This window comes from Pseudoalteromonas lipolytica (assembly GCF_900116435.1).
Classification (GTDB): domain Bacteria; phylum Pseudomonadota; class Gammaproteobacteria; order Enterobacterales; family Alteromonadaceae; genus Pseudoalteromonas; species Pseudoalteromonas lipolytica.
Genome location: NZ_FPAZ01000003.1, coordinates 36397 through 59735, shown reverse-complemented (window position 1 = coordinate 59735; position 23339 = coordinate 36397). Strand labels below are relative to the sequence as shown.

Annotated in this window: 22 protein-coding genes; 11 read left to right on the top strand and 11 right to left on the bottom strand. The window is 40.6% G+C overall.

The window, feature by feature from the left end; translation table 11 throughout:
• Positions 1-4: 4 nt before the first annotated feature.
• The gene (locus BM378_RS03235; protein ID WP_074988605.1) at positions 5-1948 is read right to left on the bottom strand and encodes an LTA synthase family protein; all 1944 of its coding nucleotides are present in this window, start codon (positions 1946-1948) and stop codon (positions 5-7) included.
• 174 nt (positions 1949-2122) lie between these two features.
• Here BM378_RS03235 and BM378_RS03230 point away from each other — a divergent pair, with 174 nt between their 5' ends.
• From BM378_RS03230 to BM378_RS03215, 4 genes are all read left to right on the top strand, one after another.
• Positions 2123-2797: a response regulator transcription factor gene (locus BM378_RS03230; RefSeq protein WP_036969661.1), complete on the top strand. Its 675-nt coding sequence runs from the start codon at positions 2123-2125 to the stop codon at positions 2795-2797.
• Positions 2797-4206: a sensor histidine kinase gene (locus BM378_RS03225; RefSeq protein ID WP_074988604.1), complete on the top strand. Its 1410-nt coding sequence runs from the start codon at positions 2797-2799 to the stop codon at positions 4204-4206. Before BM378_RS03230 ends, BM378_RS03225 begins: the two co-directional genes overlap by 1 nt.
• Before the next feature lie 63 nt (positions 4207-4269).
• On the top strand, positions 4270-4458 hold the full coding sequence (locus BM378_RS03220; RefSeq protein ID WP_065979772.1) for a DUF3185 family protein: 189 nt from the start codon (positions 4270-4272) through the stop codon (positions 4456-4458).
• Between the two features lie 68 nt (positions 4459-4526).
• Positions 4527-6701 carry an exonuclease domain-containing protein gene (locus BM378_RS03215; protein ID WP_036969653.1) on the top strand — a complete coding sequence of 725 codons (2175 nt, stop codon included), beginning with the start codon at positions 4527-4529 and terminating at the stop codon, positions 6699-6701.
• A 29-nt stretch (positions 6702-6730) separates the two neighbouring features.
• Here the strand turns inward: BM378_RS03215 and queC are convergent, their stop codons facing one another.
• Complete coding sequence (queC, locus tag BM378_RS03210; protein WP_141687275.1) at positions 6731-7402, bottom strand: 7-cyano-7-deazaguanine synthase QueC; 672 nt, start codon at positions 7400-7402, stop codon at positions 6731-6733.
• A 131-nt stretch (positions 7403-7533) separates the two neighbouring features.
• On the opposite strand from queC, the gene queE reads away from it, so the two are divergent.
• Positions 7534-8199, top strand: a complete 666-nt coding sequence (queE, locus tag BM378_RS03205; protein WP_036969649.1) for a 7-carboxy-7-deazaguanine synthase QueE — start codon at positions 7534-7536, stop codon at positions 8197-8199.
• A gap of 136 nt (positions 8200-8335) precedes the next feature.
• Here queE and bcp read toward each other — a convergent pair whose 3' ends face one another.
• Positions 8336-8818: a thioredoxin-dependent thiol peroxidase gene (bcp, locus tag BM378_RS03200; RefSeq protein ID WP_036969646.1), complete on the bottom strand. Its 483-nt coding sequence runs from the start codon at positions 8816-8818 to the stop codon at positions 8336-8338.
• 10 nt (positions 8819-8828) lie between these two features.
• Entirely contained in the window at positions 8829-9362 is a 534-nt protein-coding gene (locus BM378_RS03195) for a glycine cleavage system transcriptional repressor (protein ID WP_036969643.1), read from the bottom strand.
• A 367-nt stretch (positions 9363-9729) separates the two neighbouring features.
• Between BM378_RS03195 and bamC the strand changes: the two genes are divergently transcribed.
• Both bamC and BM378_RS03185 read left to right on the top strand, forming a co-directional pair.
• Positions 9730-10791 (top strand): NlpB/DapX family lipoprotein, encoded by a 1062-nt coding sequence (gene bamC, locus BM378_RS03190; RefSeq protein WP_036969641.1) that lies wholly within the window; start codon positions 9730-9732, stop codon positions 10789-10791.
• A 71-nt stretch (positions 10792-10862) separates the two neighbouring features.
• Positions 10863-12230, top strand: a complete 1368-nt coding sequence (locus BM378_RS03185; protein ID WP_074988603.1) for a YjiH family protein — start codon at positions 10863-10865, stop codon at positions 12228-12230.
• A gap of 30 nt (positions 12231-12260) precedes the next feature.
• Here the strand turns inward: BM378_RS03185 and BM378_RS03180 are convergent, their stop codons facing one another.
• Complete coding sequence (locus BM378_RS03180) at positions 12261-12404, bottom strand: DUF2897 family protein (protein WP_074988602.1); 144 nt, start codon at positions 12402-12404, stop codon at positions 12261-12263.
• Between the two features lie 249 nt (positions 12405-12653).
• On the bottom strand, positions 12654-13190 hold the full coding sequence (locus BM378_RS03175) for an acyloxyacyl hydrolase (RefSeq protein WP_074988601.1): 537 nt from the start codon (positions 13188-13190) through the stop codon (positions 12654-12656).
• A gap of 237 nt (positions 13191-13427) precedes the next feature.
• Between BM378_RS03175 and BM378_RS03170 the strand changes: the two genes are divergently transcribed.
• The gene (locus BM378_RS03170; protein ID WP_036969635.1) at positions 13428-14021 is read left to right on the top strand and encodes an MlaC/ttg2D family ABC transporter substrate-binding protein; all 594 of its coding nucleotides are present in this window, start codon (positions 13428-13430) and stop codon (positions 14019-14021) included.
• Positions 14022-14277: 256 nt separating this feature from the next.
• Positions 14278-15615, top strand: a complete 1338-nt coding sequence (locus tag BM378_RS03165; protein ID WP_074988600.1) for an ankyrin repeat domain-containing protein — start codon at positions 14278-14280, stop codon at positions 15613-15615.
• Positions 15616-15897: 282 nt separating this feature from the next.
• Here BM378_RS03165 and BM378_RS03160 read toward each other — a convergent pair whose 3' ends face one another.
• From BM378_RS03160 to BM378_RS03140, 5 genes are read right to left on the bottom strand one after another with little or no spacing between them, the layout of a single operon-like run.
• Positions 15898-16359: a DUF2069 domain-containing protein gene (locus BM378_RS03160; RefSeq protein WP_074988599.1), complete on the bottom strand. Its 462-nt coding sequence runs from the start codon at positions 16357-16359 to the stop codon at positions 15898-15900.
• Positions 16356-16910 (bottom strand): NAD(P)H:quinone oxidoreductase, encoded by a 555-nt coding sequence (gene wrbA / locus BM378_RS03155; protein ID WP_074988598.1) that lies wholly within the window; start codon positions 16908-16910, stop codon positions 16356-16358. Before wrbA ends, BM378_RS03160 begins: the two co-directional genes overlap by 4 nt.
• Positions 16910-17257: an arsenate reductase (glutaredoxin) gene (arsC, locus tag BM378_RS03150; RefSeq protein WP_074988597.1), complete on the bottom strand. Its 348-nt coding sequence runs from the start codon at positions 17255-17257 to the stop codon at positions 16910-16912. Before arsC ends, wrbA begins: the two co-directional genes overlap by 1 nt.
• 55 nt (positions 17258-17312) lie before the next feature.
• Positions 17313-18770 (bottom strand): beta-barrel assembly-enhancing protease, encoded by a 1458-nt coding sequence (gene bepA, locus BM378_RS03145; protein WP_036969619.1) that lies wholly within the window; start codon positions 18768-18770, stop codon positions 17313-17315.
• Position 18771: 1 nt separating this feature from the next.
• A complete protein-coding gene (locus tag BM378_RS03140; RefSeq protein ID WP_036969618.1) occupies positions 18772-19437 on the bottom strand; it encodes a hypothetical protein in 666 nt (221 codons plus the stop codon).
• Positions 19438-19805: 368 nt separating this feature from the next.
• Between BM378_RS03140 and BM378_RS03130 the strand changes: the two genes are divergently transcribed.
• Positions 19806-20873, top strand: coding sequence for an AI-2E family transporter (locus BM378_RS03130; RefSeq protein ID WP_036969615.1), 1068 nt, complete (start codon positions 19806-19808; stop codon positions 20871-20873).
• A gap of 118 nt (positions 20874-20991) precedes the next feature.
• The gene (locus tag BM378_RS03125) at positions 20992-23262 is read left to right on the top strand and encodes an aminotransferase class V-fold PLP-dependent enzyme (protein ID WP_074988596.1); all 2271 of its coding nucleotides are present in this window, start codon (positions 20992-20994) and stop codon (positions 23260-23262) included.
• Positions 23263-23339 lie beyond the last annotated feature (77 nt).

Sequence of the window (23339 nt, the reverse complement as noted above, 5' to 3'; positions counted from 1 at the left end):
ATCGCTACGGTTTATTTGGTAAGCGATACAACTGTTCGGTATAAGCTAAATTGCTAAATAAGACGTGAGCTAAGGCTTTTTTGGCAAGCTCAACGCTGCTATCTGCGTTATCGATGGCAACTTGGGTTTTACTAGCAGGGTCATAGCGCCAATAGCTCACTTTTTGGTTTGGCATCAGGATCACGGCTTCACCATTTTCTACGTAAGCAAAGTTGTCGTAGTACTGCATCATGGCGCGCTCTACGGGGTATTGTTTTGTTAAGTCGTAGCCGATCATTGGGGTCGCTTGTTCAACACCTAATAACGATAACAAGGTTACCGGTAAATCCATTTGGCTTACTAAGCGAGTATCACGCTTTGCTTTCATATCACTGTTTAAAATGACCGCAGGAATATGGAAAGATTTAAGCGGCACAGGCTCTGAGCCAAACACGCGCACATCATGATCAGCAACCACTAAAAATACCGTGTCTTGCCAGTAATCTTGTGTTTTGGCTTTTGTGATGAATTTACCTAGCGCGTAGTCAGCGTATTTAATTGCGAGATCGCGTTTGTAGTTTTGAGGGTCGTGGCCTTCAGGCAGCGTTACCTTACCTTCTGGAATATCAAAGGGATCGTGATTACTTGAAGTAAACACAAGGCTGAAAAAAGGTTTGCCCGCTTTATTTAGCTCGTTTAGTTCTTTATCAGCTTGATTGAATAAGTCTTCGTCGCTTACTCCCCAAGATGAGATAAACTCTGGGCTTTGTATGTCATTAATATCTACAATATCGCTAAAGCCATTGCCTAAGAAAAAGCTTTTCATGTTATCGAAGTGACTTTCTCCGCCATAAATAAATTGGGTGGTATAACCTGTGCGTGCCAGTACATCGGCAAGTGAAAAGAAGTTATGCTGTGACTTTGATAGCTTTACTACTGAGCGAGAAGGTGAGGGGATAAAACCGGTTGTTACAGCTTCAATTCCTCGGACAGAACGTGTACCCGTTGCATATAAATTGTTAAATCCCCAACCTTCTTTATACAGCTTATCAAGGTGTGGTGTAACACCAATGCCACCTAACTCCCCGACAAAACGAGCACCTAAGCTCTCTTCTAAAATGATCACTAAGTTCTTTTTACTTTTATGGTTAAACGCTGTGTTAGCAGCAAGCGTTGGGATTGCCTCAATGGTGAACTGTGAGCGATATGATGCTTTTTTAACGGTGTCGATAATGTCACTGCGTGGCATGGTGCCATATAGACTACTGGCATTCTTTTCATTACCCATATTTTTTAAAGCAAACGCTACACTGTAGGGTGAGTTGAGCACCAGTGAATTAACCAGCGAGTCACCCGAAAAATACACTAATGCCGGATTTAGAGGGCGATGACTTACAGTACCTCTTGCGCTAATTAAACAAATTATTAAGGTGGTAACGAGTATTACCACTTGGCTAGCCTTTTTAGTGTTTTGTTGTTTACTAAATGCTGCATTTATAAAGCGATACGCAAACACACAACTTAGTGTTGCAATAATTAAGGTGCTTATCATAGCCAGCTGATGGCCATTTAACAGCATAGAGAATACTTCTTGAGGGTAATCTAGGTATTCGACAAACAAGCGATTTGGTCGCACATCGTATTGGTTAATAAATGCGGGTGTCGAAGCCTCAACAACCACGATTACAGTTACGACTAGGCTGCTATAAAGAGTAAAAGCATGTTGAAATAAAGCGGTTTTACTGCGCAAAAACACGTTAGCAAGTAACATCAAAACGGCTAAAGCTGATAGGTAACCTAGGCTACTCAAATCGATTCTCAGGCCACCAATTAGCACAGCTATGCTATCACCATCAACAAGCCGTTGCTGCTGCCATAACAGTAAGCCAATTCTCGACAGCATAAAAACTGTCATTAATAATAAGGTAAAACGAAACAAAGGTTTTAAAACGGAGAGTTTTGCTGTCATAGTCGTACTTTCTTAATCGAAACTACGGCAATAGTAGGAAGCAAAACTTAAGAAATCCTTATGGTAATCTTAATATTTTCTAAACCAGAAAAACTTCAGTAAATCTTAAGTGAATCTTAAGTTTGGTGCTGTAACCTGATGAGGTAGAAGAGTTTTTACTTATTTGAGTAACATATGAAATTGTTAATTATTGAAGATTCAGTGTCATTAAGACGTAGTCTACGAGTTGGCCTTGAAAACTTAGGTTTTACCATTGATGAAACTGGCGATGGCGCTGAAGGACTTAGTATGGCAATGACAGGAGAGTACGAATTAATAGTACTCGACATTATGTTACCCAGTATTGATGGTATTACGTTATTACAAACCATAAGAGCAAAGCAGCTCGATGTGCGTGTGCTCATTTTATCTGCCAAGCAAGAACCTGAAGACAAAGTGAAAGGGCTGCTGACTGGGGCCGATGACTACCTAACAAAACCATTTTCGTTTGATGAGCTTCATGCAAGGTTATTAAACTTGATGCGTCGCGGTGGCTTGAAAACAATCAGTGATGTGATCCGCATCGATAACTTGGCTTTGAACTTACAATTAAAACTGTTGCAAGTCGGTGACACTGTAATCGACCTTACGCCCAACGAATACAAAATTGTTGAGTGCTTATTTAGTAATCAAAATAAAGTGATTACATCAGAAAAGTTAAGTACTTATATTGCAGGGCAATATGACTTAGTTTCGAAAAACTCTATTGAGGCGCATTTATCATCAGCACGTAAAAAGGTCAGAGCGGCAGGTGGTGAGTTACCTATTCAAACCAAGCGTGGTTTTGGTTACATAATTCAAGGAAGGTGATGAAATCAATTCGCAGTAAATTAGTTTTTACTCTATCCATAGCGATAACTGGGCTTGTTTTAGGTATTTTATTAGCCACAGATATTGCAGTCGATAATTGGATTGATAATGAGTTTAACCGTGGCTTACACTCAAAAGCTGGCATGCTGATGACTTTGGTACATGAAGATGAAGAAGGGGTGGCTTTTAATTTCTCGAGTGAATTTATGCCAGAGTTTGATGGGCAGTTTGAGCCTGAGTATTTTCAGATTTGGACTGAGGAGGGAGTGTTTACACGCTCACAAAGCCTTAATTTATTTGCTTTGAAGAACCTTAAGTTTGAAGAGTTAAAATTGGGTGAAGCGAAAATAATGACCACCCAGCTACCGGATGGTCGTGACGGACGAATCATTTATACTCGTTTTCAGCCGCAACTTGACTCGCACTCACATAGGAATTTTTATAATGGAGTGAGTAGACCACATCACAGCACGCTTACTTTGGCCTATGCCGCGTCTTCTGAAGAAGTTGATTTTATTTTGTGGTTAATTGACGTTATTTTTATTGTAACCACAGTGACAGTCATTGTTTTTATTCGGCTCTTTGTACGTAAATCGGTCGACAGTTCTTTAGCGCCACTGAATAAACTCAATCGTGATATTAGTCGGCTTAGTATCGCAGATAAAAATGCAATAATTGTCGTTGAAGAACCAGTTAAAGAGCTGCAGCCGATTGTAAATAGCTTGAATGCCTTTATTAAAGAAAATAGGCAGCTGTACTTTCGCGAAAAACGTTTAACGTCAGACATCGCTCACGAACTAAAAACCCCCATTGCTGAGCTAATCAACATGGCCGAAGTGGCCATTCGTTTTCCTGATGAAAAAGAATTTGAAGCCGATTTTAAACCCGAGGTACTGAAAATTAGCCAACGGTTAAAAAGCATTGTGTCGAACCTATTGCTACTGCATAAATACAGTAATGAAGCCTTACCAAAACAAGATGCTTGCGATTTAAATCAGGTCATAATGCGTACCTTAGAAAGGTGCGATCTAGAGCGAGTTGAATTTGCACTTCAAGAAGATATCCCAGCTATTGTTAGTAACTTATTTGCACTTGAATCAATCATCATCAATCTTGTGAATAACGCCAAACAATACAGCCCAGAAAAGAGTGTAGTGACTGTAAGTACGCTGCTTAATAAAGAGGGTAAGTTGCAATTATCTGTTACTAATGAATTAAAAGTACCCTTAACCGATGAAGATATTAGCCAGTTATTTGATCCACTGTGGCAAAAAGACAGTGCCAGAACATCCAGCGATAATTTTGGTCTTGGATTATCGATTGCCAAAGCGTTAAGCACATCGATAAACGCCGAACTTAACGTTGAGTTAAATGATGAAATTATTACCTTTAGTTTGAAATTAAAGTGAAATTTTGCAGCGTGTGTATTTATGTGCAACACTGAAAGTGAACAACAATAAGGAATAATAACTATGGGTAAAATTATTGGTATCGCACTTATCGTGATTGGTGTTGCACTTGCTGTATGGGGTTATAACGTTTATGACTCGGCCAGTGCTCAAGTAAGTCGTACGTTTAGTGGCGACACACCTATCGAAGCATGGCTTGGTATGGTGGGTGGGGCAATCTGCGCCATTGTGGGAATTTATAAAGTAAAATAAGCAACCACATGTTGAAATAAGCAAGCTAATACCTGATACTGTATTTATATACAGTTGTGGTGTTAGCTATGCAAAAACAATTACCGCTAAAATATTATTTAAATCACTTTTTTGAATTAGCTGAGTTTATTCAGGCGCAATGCAAAACGTTGCTAACTCCTGAACAACAGCAATTTATCGTTAAGTTAACCCAGCTCGACGAACAAAGCTTGTGTACTTTGTTACGTATCTATTCGCGAAAACCAAGACTCGTCGCGCTTTCATCGCTTAATTACGAAGAAATCCCAAACCTACACGGCGCTATTTTTAAACTTAAGCAGTTTGCGCTGGTGGCTCACCCTACGGTTGATGATCTTGATTTGGTACTTGCTCATTTAACGAAACCTGAGCTTGTTGCATTGCTTGCCGATGACGCACTTTTTAAAACCCCTGTTACGTTTAAAAAGTCGGCCAGTAAAGGGGTTTTACTGGCACTGTGTAAACAACATATTGACCGAGAGGCGAATACGCTTGAACAGTTATGTGGAGAGTTTGTTGTTAATAGCCGAGCAGAATATTACGAGTACTTTGAATTTTTATACAGCGGTCGCTTAAGTGCAGGTGATATAAACCATCAAAACCGCTTTGTTATGCGTGATTTAGGGATAGCGAAGGTGCGTAATGATGTTGGTGAAACGCGGTCACGTTTTAATACTCTTGAAGAAGCACAGACTCATTACCAATTAAATCAATGTCGCATGCAGTTTAAGGCATGCGAGATGCCTGAACAATATCGTCATTTAGCCAATGAACTGTTACAGATAAACTGTACTGACGATTTAGCGCACAGTATTAAAAATAAACTGCTTATTCGCTTATTTAAGCAATTTAAAGAGGTCGATTTGGCTTATGCATGCACACTTTTAGATAATTGCACTGGTAGCAGTGAGGCACAAGAGCTGGCTATTCGTGTACGTTATAAACAAGGTGATACTGAATGGGTACAGCAAACGTTAGAAGCAATTATTAACGACCCCATCGACGACGGCATTTTGTATTTTGCTGAAGATTTCTTACAACGAAAATACAACAAGCAGCAGCGCTCTCGGTTAACACAAATGCTCAGTGATACTGAGTGTCAGTTAGAGATTGACGATATTTATCGTGGCGATGTTGAGCAAGGAGTCTGTGAGTATTACCAACAGCAGGGATATACGGTATTTTTTACTGAAAATAATCTGTGGTTGAGTTTATTCGCGCTGACGTTTTGGCAAGAACTGTTTGTGGATACACCGTACCCACCGTGCAATGAATTTGATATTTACCCGCATGTTTTATTAGCCGATTGTTTTTACGCTTCGCAGCAGGCAGATATTGAGCAAAAACTGGCAACGTTCACCCATAATGATTGTATTTATAAGCAGGTTTGCAAAAGTGCAGCGCAGTTTTACGATACGCCAACGGGGTTGTTTCAATGGCACAGTGATATTCTTGAGCCTTTAAAAGTGCTTATTCAGCACAGTGAACTTGAGAGTTTAAAAGCGCATTTATTGCAAATGACAAAAACTTTTAAACAACTCAAAGATGGCTACCCAGACTTAATGGTACTGAAAGACACTGGCTTGTGCTTTGAAGAAGTGAAAGCGCCTGGTGATAAACTCAGACGCAATCAGCTGGTGAGTATTGATATATTAAAACAGCATGGCTTTACCGTGAATATTGTTGCGGTAAATTGGTTTAATGATCCTAACCGTATATACAGTGTGGTTGACATTGAAACCACGGGTGGAGTGCAAGGTAATAATAAAATAACCGAAATTGCCGTGGTGCAGCTACAAGCCGGCGAAGTGATTAAGCAGTGGGCAAGTTTAATTAATCCAGAGCGAAGTATACCGCCATTTATCACCAAGTTGACCGGCATTAATGCCGCCATGGTGCGCGATGCCCCTTGTTTTGCTGATATAGCCGATACGCTCAGAGGGCTCTTAAAAGGGTCGGTATTTGTGGCTCATAATGTGAATTTTGATTACAGTTTTATTCGTAAAGAATACGCCGCAATCGCCCAGACCTTTAAAATGCCTAAATTGTGTACGGTGGTTGAGTCGCGAAAAGCATTTCCGAAACTTCCCTCATACTCGCTTGGTAATTTAGCTGCGCATTTTGAACTGAATTTAACGAATCATCACCGTGCGCTGGCTGATGCTACCGCCACAGCCCAGTTGTTAAAACTTATTCAGCAAACACAATCAAAAAAGGCGAGTTAAACTCGCCTTTTATCATTTTGCGTTTGCGGTTATTCGTACTCAATAGGGTCTGTTACGTTATTAAGTGCGAAGGCTTCTAAACGCTCTTGGCATGCACCACATTTACCACAGGCTTTGTCGCGGCCGTTGTAGCAGGTCCATGTTTGGCTGTAATCAAGGCCCATTTTTAAACCATCTGTCAAAATATCGATTTTCGTATTGTTTAAATAAGGGCTGAAAATTTCAACGGCGTCGTAGTTTGCAATACGGCATACATCATCCATTTTTTTAACGAACTCTGGACGACAATCTGGGTAAATTGCATGGTCACCTGAATGAGCACCGTAATACACTTTGCTGGCTTTTAGCGACACTGCGTAGCCAACAGCCAGAGATAATAAAATCATGTTACGGTTTGGCACGATCGTGCTCTTCATGCTCTCTTCTTCGTAATGACCTTCTGGCACGTCTATATCGTCGGTTAACGACGAGCCGCCAATCAGTTGATTAATCGCAGAAATATCAACGATTTTATGAGGAACACCAAGCTTTTCACATACTTGTGCCGCCACTTTAAGCTCTTTGACATGACGCTGGCCGTAGTCGAACGACAGGGCATACACTTCGTGGCCTTGCTGCAGGGCTTTATTTAATACGGTAAATGAGTCCATACCGCCGGAATAAATAACAACTACTTTTTGCGTCATAACTGTTTTGCTCATACTTTTGATAGAGGTTTACTTCAGGGCGCGATATACTACACGGCTCGGGCCTAAATAACAATTTTTGCCCGCGATTTTGGTTTTTAGGCGGTCAATTTTTACTGTCCGTCGCGTCGTAAGTGAGATGTCTTTTGTACAAAATTAACGAAGTGTTTGAAACAATTCAAGGTGAAGCAAGTTTTACGGGTACACCTTCAATCTTTTTACGTTTGCAAGGCTGCCCTGTGGGCTGTGCTTGGTGTGATACAAAACAAACATGGGACGTTGATAATGTGTATAGGGTGTCGCTTGATGACACGGTCGAAAAAAAAGCGGACTCTGATCATTGGGCCGAAGCCTCTGCAGAGCAAATATTAGCGCTATTTAAAGAACGCGGTTACAACGCAAAGCATGTGGTGATAACCGGTGGTGAACCTTGCATGTATGACTTAAACCCAGTGTGTGAGCTATTACATGCAAACGGTTATTCTACGCAAATAGAAACCAGCGGCACATTCGAGATTTTAGTCCCTGAGCAAACGTGGGTAACGGTTTCACCAAAAATTAATATGCGCGGCGGTTACAAAGTACTGCGAAGTGCAATGCAACGCGCCGATGAAATTAAACACCCAGTGGCCATGCAAAAGCATGTCGAAGAGCTTGAAGATTTGTTCTTAAAAACAGGCGTGAATCCGCGTTTAGTTTACCTTCAACCCATCAGCCAAAAAACATCAGCGACTAAACTTGCCATTGAGACCTGTATTGCAAAGAACTGGCGTTTATCAGTGCAAGTGCATAAGTATTTGGGAATTAGCTAAACACATAATTTTTGTGTACAGAAACAAAAAAAGCGTTGCACCATGGCAACGCTTTTTTACTGTGTTCTCGTAACTCGTAACTCGTAACTCGTAACTCGTAACTCGTAACTCGTAACTCGTAACTCGTAACTCGTAACTATTTATTCTGCGCTAAATAATCAAGCACAACCTGATGATGATCTTTGGTTTTAAACTTATCAAACACGTGCTTGATTTTACCATCTTGACCAACTAAAAAGCTGATGCGGTGAATACCTTCGTACTCTTTACCCATAAACTTTTTGTAACCCCAAATACCGAATGCATCGGCAATGGCGTGATCTTCATCGGCTAACAGATCAAAATTAAGCTCTTTCTTTGTTTCAAAATTCTTTAGTCGTTTGATTGGATCAGGGCTAATGCCAACAACGTGCGTATTGAACTTAGCAAGCTCTGCTTTTTCATCACGAAGGTTTTCAGCTTGCACTGTGCAACCAGGAGTTGATGCTTTAGGGTAAAAATAAACCAGTACTTGCTGCTCTTTTAAAAGATCAGCTAAGACAACGGTTTCGTCGTTTTGGTTTTGTAAACTAAAAGCAGGGGCTGTGTCGCCAGCTTGTAGTGGATTAATTTTCTTCATGCTTTGCTCCTTAGCGAATGCGTCTGAATATATAGTCTACGTTCAAACTACGAGAAAGATCTTCAAAGCTCACTTTAAAGTGATCAATATCGACTTCTACAGGGATATTAAACTCTAGTTCGCAGCGCATTTTAAGTTCGTCATTCTCTTCATAGGTGTCTGATTTAAGAGAACAAATACTGATATGATTGTCAGCAAAAAAGCGCGTTACTTTGCTTAGTGTTCCCGGTGTGTCAATACCTGTGTATTCGAGGGTGTAACCAGCACAAAATTCACACGCAACATGACTTGCTGTGCGTTTCATCATGGTTAATAAGCCAAGCTCCATGCCTTTTGTAGGCAATGTATGCTCAATGCGGCTAATTGCTGACATATCGCCAGCCAATAACATGATAAAGGTAAATTCGTTGCCCAAAATAGCAATGCGACTGTCAATTATATTGCAATGGCAATCACTCACTAACTGAGTCAATTCGCTAACGATACCGGGTCTATCTTCGCCAATCGCAGTGAGCACTATCTGATGATTTGTAAAAACAGTCATGGAATTTTAAGTACCTAGTAATTAATAATACCAATAGATATAAGCCAGAATAAGCCTTGATTTCACGTGAGTTTAATAACGCACGGCGGCAAAGTTTAACATAATTTACTCAGTTAACGATAGCGACGATTAATTAAGCCGTGAATAAAGTGCGCTCTTTCTTGTTTTTAGGGGCATCAGAAAGTACCATAGTTAAAATTTTGCAAGGTGATAAGCAAACACATACGTTACGCTAACCCAAACCATTCGGGTTTTTTGCATAAAATAAAAAATGTAAAGTTAAAAGTGATTTTACAGTGAACCAAATCGGCATTACCCACTCATATATTTGTTAAAAAAATTAAGGGTTTGCTAAGGAGAAATATCTGTGCAGTATTGGATCTCAAAGGCGCTTGCTGTAAGCGTATTGGTAAGTTTAACTGGGTGCGGTGTATTTACCGATGAAGCACACCATAAACGTAATTATCGTGCTAACGAACCGGTTAAAGCGCCTGAAGGACTTGCGCAACCAGCTCAAGATCCGACTTATAAAATGGAAGTGGCTCAGTACGACAATAATCCTGAAGCGAAAAATTATCGTCCACCGGCGCAAGTGATCACCATTGCACAAGGTAGCTGGGTTGAAGAAGGCGATAAAGACGCACGTGTTTATTTTGATAAAAATGACGGTATCGTTGATTTAGATGAATTTATTTGGGATTCCGTTCACGCGGTACTGAATGAGAGTAATACCCGTGCCGTTAAAGAAGATAAGTTATTAGGCAGCATAGAAACTGATTGGTACACAATCATCAAGCCTGAAGATAGCTGGTTTTGGGAAAGCGAAACGGAAGTGTCACAGCAGCGTTTTCTTTTTACAATTGAAGAGAAATCGCATCAACGTACTGCATCTTTAAATGCAAAACTGGTTGATTATAAAAGTGACTCACAAGAATTAACACCGCTTCTACAACAACAATTAGAAGTGCGTGCTTTAAACCAAGTAATCGCTGAGTTTGACTATCGTTATCGTCAACTTGAGGTTGAAATGCGTAAACAACAAGGCATTATTTCGCTTGAAATGGGCTTTGATAACAAAGGCAATGCCGCATTAGTTACTGAGCAAGATTACTTTGTTGTGTTTGATCGTTTTTCTGGTTTCTTAGAGCGTTTGTCTTTCACCATTGTTGAAATCGATCAAGAGCGCGGTTTGATCACGGCTGATTACAAAAAGCCAGAGTCAAGCGTGTGGGATTCTATTTGGGGTGAAGAGCTTGCAGAACTGCCTATTGAAGATGGCCAATACCAAATTCTTGTTAGTCGTACCAATGAAGGTGGCACAAGCCTGACTTGGATGGATTCAGAAGGCAATACACTTGAGCCGGGTACAATGAATGACCTACAACAAGCATTAGAAAATGCGCTGCGCCAACGCGGCATCAATATTTAATAATTAAAAAAGTTAAAACCACCACAAAAAGAGCCTAGCCGCTCTTTTTGTGGTTTTTACAGGTTGAAAATATGTCTAACTTAAACGCTGCAAACCGCAGTAACTTGCGAACTTTGTTTACCTTTTTCGTTCCTTCACTTATAGGTGTCTTCTTGTTTATGACGCCGGTACCCATAGGTGAAGCAATGACAATTCCAATTGCTGTTATGGCAAAAGCTGTGCAGGAGTGGATTGCGCCATTTGCATTGGGGTTAATTACCACAATTGTGTGTATCACAGGTGTTATGTCGTTAATAATAAAGTTTTTTAAGCCAAGAGCGCTGTTAAAAATATTTATTATTAAACATTTGTTTGATGTAAGTTGGCTGTGGTTGACTGTGCGTTTGCTCGGTATGGTATTTATTATATTAACGTACACGAAGCAAGGTCCCGAAATGATTATTTCGGGTGATACAGGGGCATTAGTTTTAAACGACCTCCTGCCGGTACTTTTTTCGGTGTTTATTTTAGCGGGTTTACTGCTGCCATTATTACTCAACTTTGGTTTGTTGGAGCTTGTTGGTACGTTACTGACAAAGGTGATGCGCCCTTTATTTGGTGTACCAGGACGAAGCGCAGTTAACTGCGTAGCGTCGTGGCTTGGCGATGGTAGTGTCGGTATTTTAATGACCGCACGCCAATATGAAGACAAGCATTATACACAACGTGAAGCTGCGATTATTGGTACCACATTTTCTGCGGTATCAATTACTTTTTGTTTGGTTGTTATTGGCCAAGTAAAATTAGAACACTTGTTTGCTCCATTCTATTTGACCGTGTGTTTAGCGGGTTTTGTTGCTGCTTTAATTGTTCCGCGTTTACCGCCTTTACGTTTTAAGAAAGATTTGTATGTTGACGGCACAGAGCCCGACAAGCATGCAGAGTCGGTGCCAGAAGGGAAAACTCTTATTACGCATTCTCTCGATGTAGCTTTAGCTAAAGCACGCACAGCCCCAGGCGTTGTAGGTACGCTTAAAGAAGGCTTACACAACGCATTTGACATGGTTTTTGCTGTATTACCCGTAGTGATGGCTGTGGGTACATTTGCCCTGATTATCGCTGAATACACTGCCATTTTTGAATACATGGGCAAACCATTTGTGCCATTTTTAGAATTACTGCAGGTCCCTGAAGCAGAAGCAGCGGCGCAAACTATTATGGTGGGTTTTGCCGATATGTTTATACCGTCAATATTAGCGGCGGGAAACATTGAGAGCGATGTCACCCGTTTCATTATTGCTGCAATGAGTGTCACGCAGTTAATTTACATGTCAGAAGTAGGGGCATTGTTATTAGGCAGCAAAATCCCAGTGAATATCGTTGAATTGTTTTTAATTTTTATTTTAAGAACATTAGTGACGCTGCCGGTCATTGTATTGATGGCGCATTGGTTAGTGTAAACTCGTTAGCGCATAATCAAAAAGCCCTGATCAATCAGGGCTTTTTTGATCATTTTCGTCTTTTTTTTCGGGCTTTTTAAAGTCCATTTTTGCTGCATGTTTTAATAAAGCAAGGTTGCCAATGACAACCCCAAACACGGCCACGACGATTGCAATTTTTTGCCAGGTTTCCATAGGTACACTCAGCTAATTCACCAACCTAGATAGTAGCACTTATATCAATCCGCAAAAATACTTAATCATTTTGAGTGTTCAAACCAGTCGCTACCTGCGTTAAAAATGTCTGATTTACGACTGCATGGATGCAGGAGGTAGATCAATGCAGGAGCAATTGCCGAGAACAACTAAATAACTAAATTTTTGCCTTGTTATCAACGCGGTTTTATTGCCTCAAAATAGACCTCTTAATTAAGCACAATGGTATTAAAAGCGTTTTGCATAAGAAAGAGAAATAAAATCAAGTCCAGGGTTTGGGCTTTTGAATCCCGCATTAGAGTAATGTAAATAGCGTAGTGCTAACGAACGGTTATCACCTAAATCAGCAACCAAGCCTAACCTATCTTCAAACTGGTAGTGAGTGCTAACATTTTTTCCTGCAAAGTGGGTGTCATCTAAAATTGAGACGCCTATACCAAACTCAACCGACACCGGTATACCTTTAACATTGAACACGGGGTATTGAATCACGGGTGACATTGCTAACACCACGTTAGTTTGATGATTGTTTTCTTTACCGTATTGCCAAATGTTAAAACTCGATTCGAAGTATAAACGGCCGTACTTGAGTGGTAATTTCTCGCTCGGGATATGATATTGGTAGGCTAATTTAATGCCTTTCACGTCGCCTTCACCTTGAATATAATCAATTGCATAACCATGATTTGAAGCTGCATAAAGCGGGCCTGCGAACAAAGCCGTTGCGCAAAGTATGAGGATTTTTAATTGATGCATTTTTTTCATATCGGTACTTCTCTTTGTGACTGTGAGAATGTAGATAAGGGCAGGGGGTGGCCGTTTTCAATGTGCGAAAATACACAGACGCTGTGCAGGCTCGTGGTTTTAGAAGTAATTATATGAAAATGCTAATAAAAACTGATTGGTGTCATTTTGGCATTAAAAAGGTGTCGTATTGGTTCTTTTTCTTTGGGGTCGTAATCGGTATATTAGCGAAAATTTTTTGATCCAGAAGCACACACAATGACCAGATTAGTTAATTCATTCTTGCTAATTGCAACACTCTTTACGGCCAGTGTAAGCGCCAGTAATGTGAGTTCGCCAAAGCAGTTATTAGAATCAGTAACAGCCGATTTATTTGTTGATATCGCCAATGTGAATGCCAAAGGTGATGCAAGCCCTGAAGCAATGAGCAGTATTGTAGAGCAACGTTTACTGCCACACATGGATATTAAATTTGTATCTTACAAACTGCTAGGTAAGCATATTAAAGGTTTACGCCGCGAACAGGCTGTTGAGTTTATTGCTGCTGTTGAGCATTATTTAACGGTGACTTATGCGGGTGCGCTTATGAAGTACACTGGCCAAAAAGTTATTTTCGATCAATCTCAGTTAGTCGATGGTGATTATGCAACAGTGAAAACGCAAATTGTTGATGATAATGCCCCAGCCATTGATTTACACTTTAAGTTGCGTCAAGGTAAAGACAAGCAATGGAAAGTTTACGATATCGTTGCTGAAGGTATTTCGCTCTTAAGTGCAAAGCAAAAAGAAGTATTGCAACGCATTAGCCAAGTAGGCATCGACCAAGTAACACACGAATTAGCCAGTAAATAAGTTTATATAGTCTCCAACCAAGCAGTGTGCTCCGTGTGTGTGCAACTGCTTTTCTATTTTCTTTAAAAATCACCTACTTTGCGCTAGCACCTCGTACCCTCTGTGGTAGAATCAAGCTACTTTTCTTATTAACCTAAGTATCTGTCAAGATACTCGTTTTTTGGTCGCAATATTAAGCTCAGTGTCAGTTATATTTTGTTATAACTGAGTGCTTAATAAGACCTCGAATAATGTGCAGCGGAGTTGTGTTTTTTTAATGGAAAATGTACTGATTTGGCCGAAGGAATACCCGTTACTGATCAAAGGATTAGCTGAGCAAAACGGGGCTTATATTTTAGATGCTTTAGAAGCTTGGCCTGCATGTCGTTCAACAAATGAAGATGACGGTGTGTGCACGACGGTTCTGCCACCTATTTATTACCTTACTTGGTTAACACCGCTTGAGCCTTTTGAAGAGTGCTACTTTCAGCATATTTCTGAGTTTGATGAATCTGCGCAGCACTATATAAATGCAATGAAAACGCATTTTCTAGACAACGATTACACCCCAGAAAGCCTTGTACTTATGCTCTGCCAGCGTCTTGAAAAATACGCCAGTGCATTTGCGCAATCAGCGGTTAAAACACCGATTACACTTATTCACCAGCTATTCAATCGTCGTTATTTTACGGTGATTGAGCATGTGCTGAATCAAGGTGCAAAAATGTCTGCACAAGACGTACTTGAGCTGTGGACTGAAGTGGATTTTAGAGACCGTCTTAGTGGCTTTATCCCTGAAACGGTTGCTGACCTGGAACATTTAACCAGCCTTGCAGCAGATAAAGTCGCGCAAGGGGAAGACTACTTTACGTTATTGAAGTTGGTCTCGCCAGACGTTGATTCTGTCGCGTTACTTGAGCAAGCGCTGTTAGCGCATTTAAGTCATGAAAGTGCAAAGCAAACAATGGCAAAGCGCTTTATTGAGCAAGGGGCAACAGGCACACTTGCTGACGAAAACGGTAAAACAGCGTTTATGTGGGCGATAGAAAAAGGCTACGTAAATGTTGTTGAAACGATACTCGAACATCAAGATAAAACGCGACAAGATAACAAAGGTAATACCGCATTACATTATGCCGTGTTTGCCCAAAGTGAACCTTTGTTAGTGTTTTTGTTAAAATCGGGGTTTGATTTTCGTGTCCGTAATAACGAAGGTTTAAGTTGTTATCGCTTAGCCGTCAGTATAAAAGCAGATAACTTGGTAAAATGCCTAGAGCGCGATTTTGGGATTAAAGAACTTTCACCAGAAGGGCAGTTCGAACGTGTGAAAAAAGTGCATTTGCTGCATGCCATCGTCACTTTGCTTTTCCCTGTGCAGTTGTTCTTCTTTTTTGATGATAGCATTGCTATAAAAAGTGAATTAACGCTGAGCTTTACCTTGCTTGCCATCATGTGCTTTTTCTTTGCAACGAGCTTAAAGCGTTGCGCGCTTTACCCACATTTACGCCACCCTTGGGGACTCTTTCTACTGCGTATGTTTTCGTTGTTTAGTTTGATCGCACAAGTTGGTTTGGCAAGCATTGTGGCATTAGCGACACTTTCAGAGCTTGTTTAATACCATTAATTCGTAATAATACTTAATCATTTTGAGGGTTTAACCTGTCGCTATCTGCGTTAAAAATTGCTGATTTACGACTGCATGGATGCAGGAGGTAGAGCAATGCAGGAACCATTGCCGAGAACAACTAAATAACGATTTTTTTTGCTTTGTTATCAGCGACGATTTAGCCTCAACACTGCTCATTTAATTAACCGAATTGAATTGGGATAAGTACAGAAGTGTGGAGTTTCCGCTTTTATTTCAATAAAAAAACGGCAACCTTGGTTGCCGTTTTTGCTATTTTTTAGACTCGCTTTCGTGGGCGGCTTTTTCTTCTGCTAACTCTTCTTTGAGCTTACGAATTTTCAATCCTAACTCTTGCCCTCTATGGCGTGCATAATAAGTGCAACCAATAAACATGAGGCTTGCAAAGGTTAACTCAAGTAACACCCAAATAAGCTGATCTTGGGCTACCCAAAGCAAGGTAAAGCCATGAATAAAATAGAACATGACAATAAAGTTAGCCCATGCGTAGGTGTAGGGCTTGTCTTGAATAATTCCTTTTAATGGCAATAGCAATGGCGCAATATAAACAACAAATATAAATGCGTTGCTGTGGCCTTCTCGTGGTGCAATTAAAAACAACCAAATTGGCATTAAAATTAATAAACCAATGTAACCAATTAATGCAAAACGTTGAAAACGCTTTGTAATCGGCTTTTTGGCTACAGGGTGGTTTAACTCAGACTCTGAGCTCATTGTAATTTACTCGCAATCAGTGCCAGACGTTTTCCAACACTCTGACAAATTTTTATTTCGTCTTTACTTAGAATATTGCTGTTATTACTACCCGCGACATGTGTTGCGCCATAAGGCGTACCCCCTGTTTCGGTGCCAAGCAGTTCAGGTACGTCATAGGGAACACCAAGCAACATCATACCGTGATGTAACAGTGGTAATGATAAATTAAGCAGTGTGGCTTCGTTTCCGCCATGCATACTACTTGATGACGAGAAGACACAAGCAGGTTTATCAATCAGCTGGCCTTTAAGCCATAAATCGCTTGTTGTTTCCCAAAAGCTTTTTGCTTGTGAGGCCATCATACCAAAGCGTGTAGGAGTGCCAAACGCAAGGCCATCACAGTTAATCAAATCCTCTTTACTGATCACGATGTCGTGCGGTTGACGTTGTACAAACGTACGCAATAAGGCGTTTGCCCCTTGCTGCTCAATGGCATCGCAAATCTCATGGGCCATAGCTTCTAAAGAACCATGGCTTGAGTGGTATAAAACAACAATATTGGTTGTCATTAAAGCACGCTTAATACGTTTTCAGGTGGACGACCTAGGGCTGCTTTGTTGTTATTTACAACAATTGGACGCTCAATTAATTTAGGATTAGCAACCATTGCAGCACGCAGTTTGCTTTCATCTTGCTCGTTCTTTAAATCAAGTTCTTTATAGATATCTTCTTTGGTGCGCATTAATTCTCGCGCAGAAGAAAAACCAAGCTGGTCTACAAGCGTTGCGATTTGCGCTTCATCTAGTGGCGTTTTTAAGTATTCAACCACGGTAGGTTGTACGTTATTGCTTTCGAGTAGGGCAAGTGTCTCACGTGACTTTGAACAACGTGGGTTATGATAAATAGTAACAGACATGGTGTGTTCTCTAAATTTATGAATTTGGTTTATTTTAGGGCAAGCGTGGCGAGACTTAAAGTCTCGCTAGTTCTTTTTGCAGTTGACGATATTGTGTTAGAAGTGCTTTTAAGCGTTGTTGCTTAACGAGCTCTTCAGGCTCAACAAAATTAAGCGCTTTTTGAATTTCGTCAGCGGCTTTTAAATAGGCTCCATACTGGGCAAGTACATCGGCATTTGCTTCATGATATGACGCCATATTTTCTTGTTTTTTATAAACAGAGGCAATTAATTGCTTCCCTAAGTTATGTTCTGGCTTTGCTAATAAAAACGATTTTAAAATACGCTCAGCGAGTTCGTATTGTTCTGCTTCAATTGCTGCATTTGCGTAGTTTAGGGTAATTACTTGATTGTTTGGCCTATCAACATCCAGTTTTGCTAAATACGTCACAGCCTCAGCGGCTTTGCCTTGTGCAATAAGTAAATCAGTGTGGGTGTCGATATAAAATAGGTTTTTAGGATCTTCCTTCAGTAAAGGCTCAAGAATATTGGCTGCTTCATCCAGCTTTTTTTGATCTAACAAACTAATGCCTAATCCGTATTTCAGTGCGGTGTTGTGTACGGTATTTTCACGCATTAACTTACGAAATAAGTCTTCAGCAGCTTTTGATTTCTGGTAATAGCGAGCAATAACTCGGCTTTTTGCTAAATTGAACTCGAGGCTGTCTTCGAAATGTTTTTTTGGATATTGCTCGGCACGTAGGCGAACATCAGACACCCTGCTTTCAGGTAATGGGTGAGTTAACAAAAACGCCGGTGGCTTATACTTGTAACGAATTTGTGCAGCCAGTTTAGTTAAAAATTCACTCGATTGGCGCGGATCGAAGCCGGCATTATTGAGTGTTTGCATACCAATACGGTCTGCCTCTTGTTCTGCAGCTCGGCTGTGTGTTAGTTGGCTAAATGCCGCTTGTGTTTGGTTAGCTGAAATAATAGCAATACCGGCATCGGGAGCAACGACGGTTGCTAAAATACCTGCAATCATACCGGCAATGGTTAAAGCATTATTGTCTTGTTGTTGTTGAATACGACGCGCTAAGTGGCGTTGTGTTACGTGTGCAATCTCGTGACCTAATACCGAGGCAAATTGACTTTCATTATCGGCTTGTGCAATGAGACCCGTGTGTACACCAACATGACCACCGTAAAAAGCAAACGCATTTATTTCGGGGTTGTCGATCCAAAAAAATGAAAAGGGGAAACGCACATCATTGGCATTGGCCACCAATCGACGGCCTAAAGTGGTGAGGTATTCATCAAGTACCGGATCAGATACGACAGGGGATGAGCCGCGAATTTGCATCATCATAACTTCGCCGATTGCTTGCTCTTTTTCAATCGGCAATGCTTGCAGTGCTGAGGTACCTAAATCTGGAAGCTTAAAATTTGTTTGTGCCTTCAACGGCTCACTATGCAGTATCGAAAACGTTAATAATGCACTGCATAGTGTAATAAAGGCTGATTTTATTCGCATTTTATTCCTTGTTGATTTGTTCACCTAGCATGACTTTGGCTATATCAATTTCGTCGCTGCATGCACGGCTATCTTTTTCGCACAATTGATAGAAATCTTTTATTGTGACTCCATCTAGCTTAACAACGTTCAACTCCCGTTGTAAAAAAGTTATGATTTTATGCACAACTTTATGAGCATGAAGGATCAGTGCTTTATCTGCTTTATCGCCTCGTTCAAAGTAAAATGCAATAAATTTATGTAGCTGATTGATACGAATCAGATTTTTCATAGTATGTGGATCCCACACACGAAACTCCATAAAGCGATTATCTTTAATATACTGATCGACCGTGACATCTTTTGCATAAGGATAAGCCCACAGCTCGAACCCTCGGTCCGTGAAGCTTTGGTGCAAAGCAAGGCGCGGCTTATTATTACACACTATTTCGCCTAATTCTGTTTCGTGTCCATCAAGTATATCAAGATTCCAATTTCGCGGGTCGATAAGCCGCTTTACTGCATTGTCAAAACCATGATCTAAAATACCTTCCGATTCGCTGACCGAAGATGCCACCATGTGATAAAATGGAGGCAATTCCCCCCAGTTTATTTGTTTTTTAAACCAATTAATCTCTTTAAGAGTTGGATTCGCTGGTAATTGCGCTTTATTATGCGAGCCAGGCATCGTGTTTCCTTTACTATCCGGTATCCGATAAGGATAAACTATTGCTTTGCGTGTTTTAAGAAAAAAAATGATTTATTACTCATTATAAAGACTTATTTTTTAATGAGTGCTGTGATCTAATACTTATTATTCATATAAATTACGTAGTTGATTCGTTATGTTGATGTGTGATTTGCGGCCATTTAAATGCCCGCAACAGTTTATTCAGTTTAAATTAGGGTTAAATAAGGCAGTATCTGCCAATCAATCAGTTACTTTTACATTTAATGCTGCTGAGTCGAGTGAGGATATGCAGCGATTTTTAGAAAAACATCATTACCATTTTAAAATTGACCTAAAATTAGGTGTACTCATTGTGGAGCCAATTCGTGTTTGAATATGTAAAAGCTTGGTACGAAAATAAATTTTCCGACCCCCATTCGGTCACCTTATTGTTGCTGCTAATTGCAACGGTGGCGCTGTTTTACTTTTTTGGCTCTCTTATTGTGCCGGTGCTGGTTGCGCTGGTCATTGCATATTTACTTGATTGGCCTGTTGTTCATTTAGAAAAGTTAGGTATGAAGCGCTTTACGGCCTCTATTTTAGTGATGCTGTTATTTAGCGGTTTGATGATCATGATTTTAATTGGAATGGGGCCTGTACTTTGGCAGCAAACCAGTAATTTAGTGCAAGAAACCCCCTACATGATAGAAAAAGGGAAAGCACTGCTACTACATTTACCTGAAGATTACCCCAGTTTAATTACCTCTGAACAAGTTAAGTCGATAGTCAGTAGCGTTGAAGCAAAAGTGATTGAATTTGGTCAACTTGCGCTGTCGGTTTCGTTAACGTCGTTAAAAGATGTGGCTGCTTGGCTTATTTATCTGATTTTGGTGCCACTGTTAGTTTTCTTTATGCTTAAAGACAAGCAAGAATTAACACAAAGTGCTGAACGATTAATTCCAAAACAACGCCGCCTTATCATCCAAGTATGGCAAGAGATGAATCAGCAAATCATGAATTACATTCGTGGCAAGGTGTTTGAAATTTTAATTGTCGGTACTGCTTCATTTATTGCATTTGCGGTGCTTGATTTACGTTATGCAGCATTACTTGGCGTTTTAGTGGGCTTATCGGTGCTTATTCCATTTGTTGGCGCTGCTTTGGTAACGATTCCGGTTGCGGCTGTTGCGCTATTCCAATTTGGTTTAGAGACCCAGTTTTGGACAATCCTTATTATTTATGGGGTTATTCAGGCGCTCGATGGCAATGTGTTAGTTCCGCTGTTATTTTCGGAAGCTGTTGATTTGAATCCTGTATTTATAATCGTTGCGGTTTTATTTTTTGGTGGCTTATGGGGATTCTGGGGCGTGTTTTTTGCGATACCGCTGGCATCGCTTGTTAAAGCACTAATTAATGCCTGGTCATCGAAGCAGGTCGACCTTACTCCTAGCTAGCTTAGTATTAAAAGCTATATAAAACGCACTTTACTGACTAATTGATTATTATAATTTACACGTGAAAAATGTAAAATAGGTTATAAGATATATCTTTTAGTAATATGGTGCGTTTTTCATGGCAAATTTTTTTCTTCCAGACGATGCTAATCAGCAGATTTATTTAGATGCAAACGCAACGACACCGGTACTTCCACAAATTGCAGATGTTGTGTCTCATACTATGCAAGTCTGTTTTGGTAACCCATCGAGTTCACACATCACAGGTATTCAAGCAAAATATCTATTAGAACAAACACGAAGCAAAGCACGTGATGTGATTGGGGCGTCTGATGGCGACATATTGTTTACCTCGGGAGCAACCGAAGGTATTCAGACTGCTGTTGTATCGACATTAATAGCGGCAAAAAATCATCAAATTGAAAATCCAGTGTTGCTTTATGGCGCCACAGAGCACAAAGCGGTTCCAAATACACTAAAGCACTGGAACAATGTGCTGGATATTAATGCGCAAGTGTTGGCTATTCCGGTTGATAAATACGGCATTTTAGATCATGAGTTCATCCGCAAGCATGCTGCAAATGCTCTGATGATCTGCACTATGGCAGTCAATAATGAAACGGGTGTGTTTCAAGACTTAGCGGCTATCGAGCAAGTGATCCGCAGTGAAAACACGCGCGTCGCTTGGATGGTCGATTGTGTTCAAGCTTTAGGTAAAACCCGTTTGGCTTTAAGCCAAACCACAATAGACTATGCGCCTTTTTCTGGCCATAAACTGTATGCACCCAAAGGCATTGGGGTGCTATATATTCGTAAAGGCAGTGCATACACTCCGTTTATTGCCGGTGGTGGTCAAGAAAGCGGCATGCGGTCTGGCACAGAAAACTTACCGGGTATTGCTGGCCTGAACGAGTTGTTTTCGTTATTGCTTGATAAAGAGAATCACACCTTTAAATCACTAGAGCAGTTACATGCTTTTCGCAAGCAGCTGCATGAAGCACTGATTGATACGTTTGGCAGTATTACGTTTAATCATGAATTTGAGTATTCAGTGCCAACGACATTAAATTTTGCTGTGAACGAATTAACCAGCAAAGAGGTGATGGACTTATTTGATGCTGCGGGTATTCGTGTTAGTGGCGGTTCTGCGTGTAGCTCTGGTGCGAATCGCAGCTTTGTACTTGATGCAATGGGCGCATCTGATTGGCAGAGTGAAAATGCAATTCGGATGTCATTTGGTCCAGCGGTAACCGAGCAAGAAATTAATTATGCCTGCGATAAGATCCGCTCGCTTAAACCTATTCTTGAAGCAAATTGCTTGGTGGTTTCGGACAGCACTTCACCTCAACAAGAGGTCTGTGCAATTGATTTGACTCAATTACGTCATCAAGCGGCGTGTTGTTGGTTATACGTTGATAGCAATAAGCACGCAGTTGTGATTGATCCAATTATTGAGCTGATACCGCGAATGGCTAAAATTGTCGCAACACAAGGTTTGTTAGTTAAAGCTATTTTAGACACACACAAACATCAAGAACGCTTATCTGCTCGCTGTTTACTTGCTAAAGAATTAGCAGAGCAGTACGTAGGCAAAGAAACAGACGAATTAGGCTGGCCTGTTAATGATGAGACAATACCACTTAATACCGCGCGTTTACGTAAAGTCGCGACACCGGGTCACAGCCAAGACAGTGTGAGCTATTTACTCGAAAATAGCCTAACAAATGATATTAGCTATTGTTTCTGCGGTGATTTAATTCTTCCTGGTGGGTTAGGTAACACAGTAATTAGTGGCAGTGATACGGCACAAATGGTGCAATCATTAAAATCTCTCGCTACGCTGATTGATGATACTACGCTAATTTGCTCGGGACATGATTACCAGCAATGCTTTGCGATGGATTGGCATGCACAAAAAGCGACGACTCCTTTATTAGCGACGTTGCTTAATGGGCAGTTAAGTGAGGCTGAATTTATTGAATTAAAGCAGCAAGCCGATCAACAAAAGCAGCACACAAGTCACCCATTGTGTGGCTACGTTGATGTGCTTGAAAGCTCGCCAATGAAACAGCTTACATCAACGGATGCCAAAGCTATGTTAGGCGATCAAGCAACCTATTTGATTGATACCCGTGAACCTTACGAACATGGTGTGGCTAATCTTGCTGAGGTATTTAATGTTGAGAACGCGAAAGTTATCAATATTCCATTGAGCCGTATGGCAAATGCGATAGTGCAAGGACAACTCGATAAAGCGAAAAATTATATTTTAGTGTGCCGCAGCGGTAATCGCTCAAAGCAGGCTGCAAATAATTTATCGCAATTAGGGTTTGAACATGTTTATAACTTAAATGGCGGACTCGCACTGATCAATTCCAATCAGCAATAATACTTAATTTTTGAGGAATTAAACCTGTCGCGACCTGCGTTAAAAATGCCTGATTTACGACTGCATGTATGCAGAGC

What these genes read in the sequence shown, in the direction of transcription:
- BM378_RS03235 (WP_074988605.1), bottom strand. Translation starts at nt 1,948, where the DNA reads ATGACAGCAAAACTCTCCGTTTTAAAACCTTTGTTTCGTTTTACCTTA.
- BM378_RS03230 (WP_036969661.1), top strand. Translation starts at nt 2,123, where the DNA reads ATGAAATTGTTAATTATTGAAGATTCAGTGTCATTAAGACGTAGTCTA.
- BM378_RS03225 (WP_074988604.1), top strand. Translation starts at nt 2,797, where the DNA reads ATGAAATCAATTCGCAGTAAATTAGTTTTTACTCTATCCATAGCGATA.
- BM378_RS03220 (WP_065979772.1), top strand. Translation starts at nt 4,270, where the DNA reads ATGGGTAAAATTATTGGTATCGCACTTATCGTGATTGGTGTTGCACTT.
- BM378_RS03215 (WP_036969653.1), top strand. Translation starts at nt 4,527, where the DNA reads ATGCAAAAACAATTACCGCTAAAATATTATTTAAATCACTTTTTTGAA.
- queC (WP_141687275.1), bottom strand. Translation starts at nt 7,402, where the DNA reads ATGAGCAAAACAGTTATGACGCAAAAAGTAGTTGTTATTTATTCCGGC.
- bcp (WP_036969646.1), bottom strand. Translation starts at nt 8,818, where the DNA reads ATGAAGAAAATTAATCCACTACAAGCTGGCGACACAGCCCCTGCTTTT.
- BM378_RS03195 (WP_036969643.1), bottom strand. Translation starts at nt 9,362, where the DNA reads ATGACTGTTTTTACAAATCATCAGATAGTGCTCACTGCGATTGGCGAA.
- BM378_RS03185 (WP_074988603.1), top strand. Translation starts at nt 10,863, where the DNA reads ATGTCTAACTTAAACGCTGCAAACCGCAGTAACTTGCGAACTTTGTTT.
- BM378_RS03180 (WP_074988602.1), bottom strand. Translation starts at nt 12,404, where the DNA reads ATGGAAACCTGGCAAAAAATTGCAATCGTCGTGGCCGTGTTTGGGGTT.
- BM378_RS03175 (WP_074988601.1), bottom strand. Translation starts at nt 13,190, where the DNA reads ATGAAAAAAATGCATCAATTAAAAATCCTCATACTTTGCGCAACGGCT.
- BM378_RS03170 (WP_036969635.1), top strand. Translation starts at nt 13,428, where the DNA reads ATGACCAGATTAGTTAATTCATTCTTGCTAATTGCAACACTCTTTACG.
- BM378_RS03165 (WP_074988600.1), top strand. Translation starts at nt 14,278, where the DNA reads ATGGAAAATGTACTGATTTGGCCGAAGGAATACCCGTTACTGATCAAA.
- BM378_RS03160 (WP_074988599.1), bottom strand. Translation starts at nt 16,359, where the DNA reads ATGAGCTCAGAGTCTGAGTTAAACCACCCTGTAGCCAAAAAGCCGATT.
- wrbA (WP_074988598.1), bottom strand. Translation starts at nt 16,910, where the DNA reads ATGACAACCAATATTGTTGTTTTATACCACTCAAGCCATGGTTCTTTA.
- arsC (WP_074988597.1), bottom strand. Translation starts at nt 17,257, where the DNA reads ATGTCTGTTACTATTTATCATAACCCACGTTGTTCAAAGTCACGTGAG.
- bepA (WP_036969619.1), bottom strand. Translation starts at nt 18,770, where the DNA reads ATGCGAATAAAATCAGCCTTTATTACACTATGCAGTGCATTATTAACG.
- BM378_RS03140 (WP_036969618.1), bottom strand. Translation starts at nt 19,437, where the DNA reads ATGCCTGGCTCGCATAATAAAGCGCAATTACCAGCGAATCCAACTCTT.
- BM378_RS03125 (WP_074988596.1), top strand. Translation starts at nt 20,992, where the DNA reads ATGGCAAATTTTTTTCTTCCAGACGATGCTAATCAGCAGATTTATTTA.